Origin of the sequence: Nitrosospira sp. NpAV, from assembly GCF_000832065.1 — a bacterium.
Classification (GTDB): Bacteria; Pseudomonadota; Gammaproteobacteria; order Burkholderiales; family Nitrosomonadaceae; genus Nitrosospira.
The window spans coordinates 1-7,848 of record NZ_JXQM01000032.1; the positions used below are offsets into that span (position 1 = coordinate 1).

General features: G+C 52.5%; 7 protein-coding genes. 1 reads left to right on the forward strand and 6 read right to left on the reverse strand.

Annotated features, from left to right (window positions below; all coding sequences use genetic code 11):
* Positions 1–182 precede the first annotated feature (182 nt).
* Positions 183–578: a hypothetical protein gene (locus SQ11_RS14635; RefSeq protein WP_041514937.1), complete on the reverse strand. Its 396-nt coding sequence runs from the start codon at positions 576–578 to the stop codon at positions 183–185.
* A 1,054-nt stretch (positions 579–1,632) separates the two neighbouring features.
* Here SQ11_RS14635 and SQ11_RS16595 point away from each other — a divergent pair.
* Positions 1,633–3,600: an ATP-binding protein gene (locus SQ11_RS16595; protein WP_052494292.1), complete on the forward strand. Its 1,968-nt coding sequence runs from the start codon at positions 1,633–1,635 to the stop codon at positions 3,598–3,600.
* A 296-nt stretch (positions 3,601–3,896) separates the two neighbouring features.
* Here SQ11_RS16595 and SQ11_RS14650 read toward each other — a convergent pair whose 3' ends face one another.
* From SQ11_RS14650 to ureE, 5 genes are all read right to left on the reverse strand, one after another.
* Positions 3,897–4,532 (reverse strand): response regulator transcription factor, encoded by a 636-nt coding sequence (locus SQ11_RS14650; protein WP_084226903.1) that lies wholly within the window; start codon positions 4,530–4,532, stop codon positions 3,897–3,899.
* A gap of 269 nt (positions 4,533–4,801) precedes the next feature.
* Positions 4,802–5,758 carry an urea transporter gene (yut, locus tag SQ11_RS14655; RefSeq protein ID WP_041514938.1) on the reverse strand — a complete coding sequence of 319 codons (957 nt, stop codon included), beginning with the start codon at positions 5,756–5,758 and terminating at the stop codon, positions 4,802–4,804.
* A gap of 126 nt (positions 5,759–5,884) precedes the next feature.
* Entirely contained in the window at positions 5,885–6,538 is a 654-nt protein-coding gene (gene ureG / locus SQ11_RS14660; protein WP_041514939.1) for an urease accessory protein UreG, read from the reverse strand.
* A gap of 40 nt (positions 6,539–6,578) precedes the next feature.
* On the reverse strand, positions 6,579–7,256 hold the full coding sequence (locus tag SQ11_RS14665) for an urease accessory protein UreF (protein ID WP_041514940.1): 678 nt from the start codon (positions 7,254–7,256) through the stop codon (positions 6,579–6,581).
* Positions 7,257–7,268: 12 nt separating this feature from the next.
* Positions 7,269–7,814: an urease accessory protein UreE gene (ureE, locus tag SQ11_RS14670; protein ID WP_041514941.1), complete on the reverse strand. Its 546-nt coding sequence runs from the start codon at positions 7,812–7,814 to the stop codon at positions 7,269–7,271.
* Positions 7,815–7,848: the final 34 nt, after the last annotated feature.

The window sequence follows — 7,848 nt, forward strand, 5'->3', positions numbered from 1 at the left end:
CGAAGATAATGACAGAAAACCAATCGCCAATAGCCCCAGCAACACCATCTGGATACAGAAATTATTCGTCTTTTTCCAGATGTCATTTTTTCGCAAGGAATTTTCAGCTGGAATGGATTTATAATCGGCCATTTTGTACTTTCCTTTTCCAAAATATTTCATCTCTGAAAATTCATTTTGTGTTAATTAACCCGTTTGGCATGATCGTTTCCTGCAAGCTCCGATGAGATTTTCTGATGAAAAGCAGCCTGCTTTACCGTTTCCTCCGCAGCCTTCTCATATTTGCGCAATAAAGCCAAGGTGTGCGACCGTATATCCTGCGCCCGCTTGCCATAGAGATAGCTCTTATCTTCATAGTGCTCCAGCAGTTTCTTTTGTTTTTCCACCTCTGCCAGCAATGCCTTAGCTGTAACTTCATATTGCCTGGCCACGGTATCGTGGTCCGAATAGGTCCTGGCATTCTCCGCAACTCTGCGTGTATCGGCATTCCGCGCTTCGAAAGGCGCCATCTGTGCACAGGATGCCAGCAAACCGAGCATTGACAGAATTACTACAAATTTGCCTGCTTTCTTTTTCATGACGATGAACTCCTATATATCATTAAGTGCATCGAGTCCGTCTACCACTTCCAACTGATGGCTCGACTTCTTAGTCAACCTGATCTTCGATGACTTGGAAAAAGACTATCATCGATTAATTGGAAAAGATGCAGGAAATTCCTTACAGGCTGTTCATTTCATTCCTACACCCTGTCTCGATATTTCCTACAGATATCTTTCGTTTCCCCCACATGAGCGGCGCGTTGTTATAGCTCTTGCGATATCTTTGCATACCCTATATTGCCGAAAGATTGGAAATTCCGTCCGTTGCCGAGCATGCACAATAAATACCTACGTCATATGTGAATCGCTATCCATCCTATAATCATCATACACTCCGGGGGCACCGGATTACAATGCATATGACATATCTCCATTGATAATGGCACCTGGATCTGCGCAACGGAGAGTGCCTCCACACCTGCCAATCGGCCAACAATATCTTCCTGCCGACGATCGGCCGCCATGCGAAACTTTTCTAACGGCTAGAACGATTGTTGCGCGATCTACCTTGGATAGCCTGACCGCAGATACACTATCCTATTGACATATATTCCGCCGGTTTCTGGATACACAATGTTTTCATCAAACGCCGGCAAAAAAGATGTAGGGGTTACCTGACATGACGTTCATATGTTTCCTACATCATGTTTCGGCATTCGTTGACAGACATGCCAACTACGTATGCTAAAGTTTCATGCATCTGGTCGAAAACCGGGAACTAACCCAGGAAGTCCGGATTGTTCTGACAAATGTGCACGCTGACGTCTGTTCATTTTCCCTTTGTCCGCTCAGGTACAGTCTTCCTAAACCGGGATTGCGGGATGAAGGGGACAAGAAAATGGCAAAGACCATGAAGGGGCCTGATCTCCGACGAAGCTGCCGTTGCCGCTCGATTTATAAAGAGAAAAGAACTGCCAGGTTTGAGTTCTCCGTCATAAGGAGCGCTTACCGTCGGCGTGCTTGAACCACTGCCGATTGGAAAACCATAGGTACAAAGTAGCGGTGATTTAACCAGACACGAGGGAAAACCATGCGAATTGGCGTTTTCACCAATTTCTGCCTTATCGTCACGGTGCTAGGACTTAGCCTGCTGATCTTTCTTTCTTCCCAGGTGCTGGACACGCTGGATGAGATCACTGCCGCTGAACGCCAGCAATACAGATCCCTGCAGCTCGCAAATGAGCTGTTCCAGAGCTCCGAGGATCTCACCAAGATGGCTCGCAGCTACGTCACCACTGGTGACCCGATCTATGAACAATTCTTTTTCGAGATCCTCGACATCCGTAATGGCAAACTGCCCCGCCCCCCGGATTATCCGATCAGCTACTGGGATGTAAACATGCAGCCGTCACCCACGCAGGGTAGTGCCGTCTCCTTGATGGACTTGATGCGCCGTGAAGGATTTAGCGAACAGGAGCTTGATTTGCTGCGGCAATCGCAGAGGAATTCCGACAATCTGGTTAATCTGGAAAAACAGGCCTTCGCTGCCATAAAGGGCTTGTACGACGATGGGCATGGAAATTTAACCCTGCCGCGCGCGCCTGACCGCGATTTTGCCATCGACTTGCTGTTTGGCGAACGCTATACCGCCGAGAAAGCCAGGATCATGGCGCCCATCAGCCAATTCATGCGAGAGCTGGATCATCGCACCCAAACCACCATGAGGAATTTACAGTCGAAGTTCCAGCAGCAGATCCTGCTGATACCGGGGGTGCTTTGCAGTGCACTGCTCGTCGTGGCGGTGGCCGCTGCCTACATGCGTCGCAATATCCTGCATCCGCTCGATTATCTCAGCCGCCAGGCGAGCAGCATCGCACAGGGCAGCTACTCTACCCGCTGCGACATTTCCACACACAACGAAATCGCCGAGCTCGGTTCCGATTTCAATACCATGGCGGAAGCCATTGAACATGAAATCATCAAACTCAAACGGGCCGAAGGGTCGTTACGCGAGCGATTGAAGGAGATCAATTGTTTCTATTCAATCCGGCGTGGTATGGAAGCAGGGTCGCTGGAGGAAGTTTGCGGCACCATTTTTGTGCACTTGATCGCGGCGATGCAGTTTCCGCATATCTCCAGCATCAAAATAGAGCTCGACGGCAAGCAGTTTGTCTCCCATCAGTATGATAAGGATCATGCGCGCCGGTTACGAAAGCAGATCATGGTATACGGCAAGGCCTACGGCTGGATAATCGTATTTTACCGCGAAGATCAGCCTTTCCTGCTGCCCGATGAGCAGAATCTGATCGATGCCATCGGGGATGATCTGGGAAAATGGCTGGAACGCAAACAGGCGGAGGCACGCATCTTGGTAGAGCGGGAACTGCGGGTGCGCGATGCCGCAATACGGGAATTTGCGGCGCACGTGGAACGGATGCGGGAAGAAGACCGTAAGTACATTGCCCGCGAGATTCACGATGAGCTGGGCCAGCTCCTGGCGGCATTGCACCTGGAAATCTCGCTGCTAAAGGGTGTGGAAGATAATAGAAAAAGAGTGGAAATCATTAGGCGCAACATGTCGGAGCTGGTGGATAAAGCGGATCAGAGCGTGCGCAATGTGGCTGAGCATCTACGCCCGGCCTCGCTGGAGTTGGGAATCATATCGGCCCTCAAGAAATTGACCGATGAGTTCAGGAAACATAGCGGCGTAAGCTGCGTGCTGCGGTTGATGGAGGAGCCCGTTGAGCTGGATGAAGATCAGACCGTGGCGATATTCAGGATTGTGCAGGAATCCCTGACCAATGTAACCCGTCATGCCGGGGCAAACCGTGTCGAGATTATTTTGTCGCAGGACGCGGATGACCTCTTGATTGAGGTACGCGACAACGGTAAAGGGTTTGATGCGACAGCTGCCGCTAGGAAAAAATCATTCGGCCTGGTTGGAATGCGTGAACGGGCAGCGGTACTGGGGGGCAGCATCGATATTTCCAGTATGCCGCGACAAGGAACCGTGGTCAAGGTGCGCCTGCCGGTGAAGGTATGCGAAGGGGTTTCGTGACCAACTCCGGCTTGCCGATGTGCGCGTTTATGCCGGAATCATCAGTATTCGAGTCGCCTTCCTATGCAATGTCAACCGGACCCGATAGGATAGGGAGATGAACTGATGATTATAAATACGAGCGTGTGGCCGTACCGTAGTACTCACGGTAGCCCGCCCAGACTAAAAAAGAAAATGCTTGGGACACAAGTGCTCGGGAGGCATGCCGAGGCGCGTGGGCTGCGACGACTAAGGGTCTGGACTGGTTTGGACGTCGGGTAAATGGACCTGCCGGAAATGGGTTGGCATAGCCCGGCCTACTCCAGCAAATCGTGCTCGGTTACATAGCGGACCAATTGAGCATTGTTCTGCATATGCATTTTTTCCAGAACGCGGGCGCGGTAAGTGCTCACGGTTTTCGAGCTTAATCCCAGTTTCTGCGAGATTTCTGTTAAGGATACCCCGGCAGCAATAAGCTTGAGGACGTTAAACTCCCGATCGGAAAGGGTGGAATGGGGCAGAATCGCTGAAGTTGGACCGAGATCGAACAACAGTTTCTCCGCCAGTTCCGGGTCTATGTATCGTCCTCCCTTCGCCAGGCGCCGGATTACGGATATCAGCAGATCGGTGGGGCTGTTCTTGGTAAGATAGGCGGATGCGCCGGCGCGTATCGTCCTGATGGCGTATTCATCCTCATGATACGTGCTTAGCATCAGTATTTGATGCTTGGCATTATCGCTCATTATCCGCTTCAGCACTTCCAGTCCATTCATGCCCGGCATGTTGACATCCAGCAATGCCACATCCCATCCACCCTGGCGCATTTTTTCCAGGGCGTCGAGGCCATCGGTCGCTTCGCCAGCGACTACGATATCGGCTGTTTCGCCAAGAATCCGTTTCAGCCCATCCCGGAAGAGTCTATGGTCATCAGCCAGAAAAACCTTGATTATCATGCCCATACCTCATCAGGACCGGTTGACGTTTGAGGATCTGGTTGACCTGCCGATACCGGAGTGGAAAGGTGCCTACAAGCAGGCCAGAATTGATCATGAAATTCCTTCATTTCATAGCTAGGAAACAACTTCTTGTTTCGAGCAAATCTGTACCGGAAAGGAAAAATCCTTATAGTGTTAGACGCGTATATAGCCTTCAAATCGGGAAGACCGATCTATTAGCTTGATCGGTCCCTGATGGGCAGCTCGATCCACCTAAGCCTCATTCGCTATGCGCTGGCCTCCGCCCAGTATTTTGACTTTTCTGCGGCAAACAGGAACATCCACATCACCAGAACAAACGGGAAAGTAAGTGTGGGCAGACCTATGGGCGCAAGGAAGCTCGCAAGCCCCGCCTGGCAAATCACGGTAAGAAAGCCCGCCAGGACCGCCAGAACCGCGCTTCTGCCATCGGGTTTCAGAAAAACCCATCCCACCGCCATCATGGTCAGAACCGGGTTGAATGAGTAGAGCCCCATCTCGATCATCCCCTGGTTCGCCCCCAGCAGAATCGGAAACCCCACGCCGATAATCGTGCCCCCCACCGCCATCAATGCGCCCCGCAAGGAGACGATGGCAATACCGGTTAAAAATAGAATCCCGACAATGACGCTGTCCGCGAACATCACCTCGGCAACCCCTTTGGTGAGGGCGGTAAACCACATGTCAGCCGGAATCGCCATGGCATCCGCTACGACGGCCGGCGTGCCCGGAGGCGGTAAGACAGGACCTCGTGAGAAACTGTCGAACGCATAGACGGCGACCAGGAACATCCAGGAGGTCAGCACAAAGGGAGATGTCGAGGCCGGAATCTTGTAGGGCCCAAGAATCCTCATCAGCGCCGCTAGGACGACACTCGACAGGACCGAGGCAAGTACCACATATAACCAGAGTTGTGGAGAATGTTCCAGGAACAGAAACAGGCAGGGGCCGACCAGCGTACCATTGAATCCATACAGCCCTGCATCGATATCATCTTCGGAAAAACCGAGGAAATAAGCTGCGACGGTACTGCTTATCACCCCCACGGTTGCCGCTGCGCCCGCGGTTACCCCGCCGATAAAAAGCGCCACCAGGAAAATGAGTCCGGTCACCGCATTGCAGCAGAAAAATACCTGGCCCACGCCTCTCAGAATCACGCGCAACGGGCGGGGCATCGCCTTGTCTATCGTTAATGACCATTCCATTATAATTACCTCCAGCGTTTTTATGATAAAAAGCTATTTTTAGTATCGTGGCTATTCAGAAAGTACGGTCATCCTGGTAATTCGACTGAAAACCTGATCTTTCTCAAATCCTCCGCAAGGAAACACCTAGGCGCTTGCGCGACTATGGGACTGCTGTGCTTTGACTTCATCCAGTAATCCCTGTTTTACGATGAATTCGATGATCTGCTCCACCCCCTCACCCGTATGCAAATTGGTAAACACAAACGGACGCTCGCCGCGCATCCTCTTCGCATCGCGCGCCATCACTTCCAGGTTTGCTCCCACATAGGGCGCAAGATCGATCTTGTTGATGACCAGCAATGCGGAACGCGTGATGCCTGGCCCGCCCTTGCGCGGAATCTTTTCACCCGCGGCAACATCAATGACATAGATGGTAAGGTCGGAAAGCTCGGGGCTGAAAGTCGATGCAAGATTGTCACCGCCGGATTCGACCAGAATGAGATCCAGGTTGGGGAAATCCGCGGTCATGCGCGCAATGGCTTCCAGGTTTATCGATGCATCCTCTCTGATGGCGGTATGCGGACAACCGCCGGTTTCGACACCCATCAGGCGCTCGGCGGGTAGCGCCTCGGCGCGCAGCAGGATTTCCATATCCTCCTTGGTGTAGATATCGTTGGTAATGACTGCCATTTCATAGCGGTCGCGCATCTTCTTGCTCAACACTTCGCACAACGCCGTTTTTCCTGAGCCGACCGGCCCGCCTATTCCAACACGCAAGGGATTAGATGATTTTTGCATTTTATTTCCAGTCAATAATTTTGTTTCAAACAAAACGGATTTAGGACCGATAGATCCGGCTGTACTGCACTTCATGCTGCATCGATAACAAGGACAATCCTGGCGCCCAGTTGCATAATTCGTCGTCTTCAAGACGCTGGGCATGGCTTGCTGCGGCTTCAAGCGCGGGGTGCAGCGAAAGCAGCAATCGCTGGCCCGAAACCTGCCCTAGTGGAATGGATTTCACGCACGCCAGTACCTGGTTCTCTATCATGGAGAATAACAGTGCAAGCAACGCGGCCTCATGCGGCACGGCCAGTGCCTCCGCAGCACAGGCAAATGCAGTGGGCAGCGGTATTTCAGGCTGACTTGACAGTATATTCAGCAATGAGTCATCTGCAATCTTCAACTCGATCACCAATTTTCCCAGCGAGTATCCCATTTGTATGGTTTCGGCACGGAACTCGGCGGTATCGCGGGCTGCAACGAAGCATTCCGTCCACCGCGTAACCGCCGCCTCGTCCCGTGCCGAGAAAGCCTTCAACAGCCGCCACAATACCGGCGCTTCAAAATCCGCGACGACGCCCAGCGACTCGGTGATCCAGGCACGGGCTGAACCCTCGTCCTTGACCATACCCGCTTCGATGGCTGCTTCCAATCCCTGCGAATAGGTATATGCGCCGATGGGCAGAGACGGGCTTGCAAGCTGCAGCAAACGAAGGAGTGCGGTGCTATGCATTGTCATCTCCTGCTATCGCTTCGAGTCGATTGCACGATGAATCTTCTGATGCACCGGAATGGGGGCCAATGGGCCGTGACCATGTGAGTGGCCATGTGAATGCCCATGATGATCCTCATCAGTGTGATGATGGCCTCCGCCGCTGTAGGCACCCGCTTCCGGTTCAAACTGCGCGCTTTCTTCCACTACGCTCGCCCCCAAACCCTCCAGCATTTCCTTCAGTACGCTGTCCTGACAGATGCGCAGAAAACCTTCTCCCACCTGCGTCTGCGTATGACGATTGCCCAGGTGGAACGCGCAACGCAACAGGTCGTGCGGAGAACGGCAGGTAATTCGGTAGGTGGGCTCGTCCGCGGCGACGATTTGCACCACCCGACCATCATCGCCTTGGAGTAAATCGTTGTTGCGCAATACGGTCCCGCGCGCGGTAAAAATAGCGACTTCCTCTCCCGACTCCAGCGTGGTGCGCAGGCGGCTGTTCTCGCGCAGCTCGTAAGGGAGTACGAGCTGCGCGGAAACCACGTCCGCATGCGCTATCTTGGCGTTTAAAGTGAGCATATGGCTTAGAACAAAAAGTAGCGTTGCGCCATCG

Excerpts from the sequence above, each read along its gene's own strand:
- SQ11_RS14665 (WP_041514940.1), bottom strand. The coding sequence starts at position 7,256 with ATGCATAGCACCGCACTCCTTCGTTTGCTGCAGCTTGCAAGCCCGTCT.
- ureG (WP_041514939.1), bottom strand. The coding sequence starts at position 6,538 with ATGCAAAAATCATCTAATCCCTTGCGTGTTGGAATAGGCGGGCCGGTC.
- SQ11_RS16595 (WP_052494292.1), top strand. The coding sequence starts at position 1,633 with ATGCGAATTGGCGTTTTCACCAATTTCTGCCTTATCGTCACGGTGCTA.
- yut (WP_041514938.1), bottom strand. The coding sequence starts at position 5,758 with ATGGAATGGTCATTAACGATAGACAAGGCGATGCCCCGCCCGTTGCGC.
- SQ11_RS14650 (WP_084226903.1), bottom strand. The coding sequence starts at position 4,532 with ATGATAATCAAGGTTTTTCTGGCTGATGACCATAGACTCTTCCGGGAT.
- ureE (WP_041514941.1), bottom strand. The coding sequence starts at position 7,814 with ATGCTCACTTTAAACGCCAAGATAGCGCATGCGGACGTGGTTTCCGCG.
- SQ11_RS14635 (WP_041514937.1), bottom strand. The coding sequence starts at position 578 with ATGAAAAAGAAAGCAGGCAAATTTGTAGTAATTCTGTCAATGCTCGGT.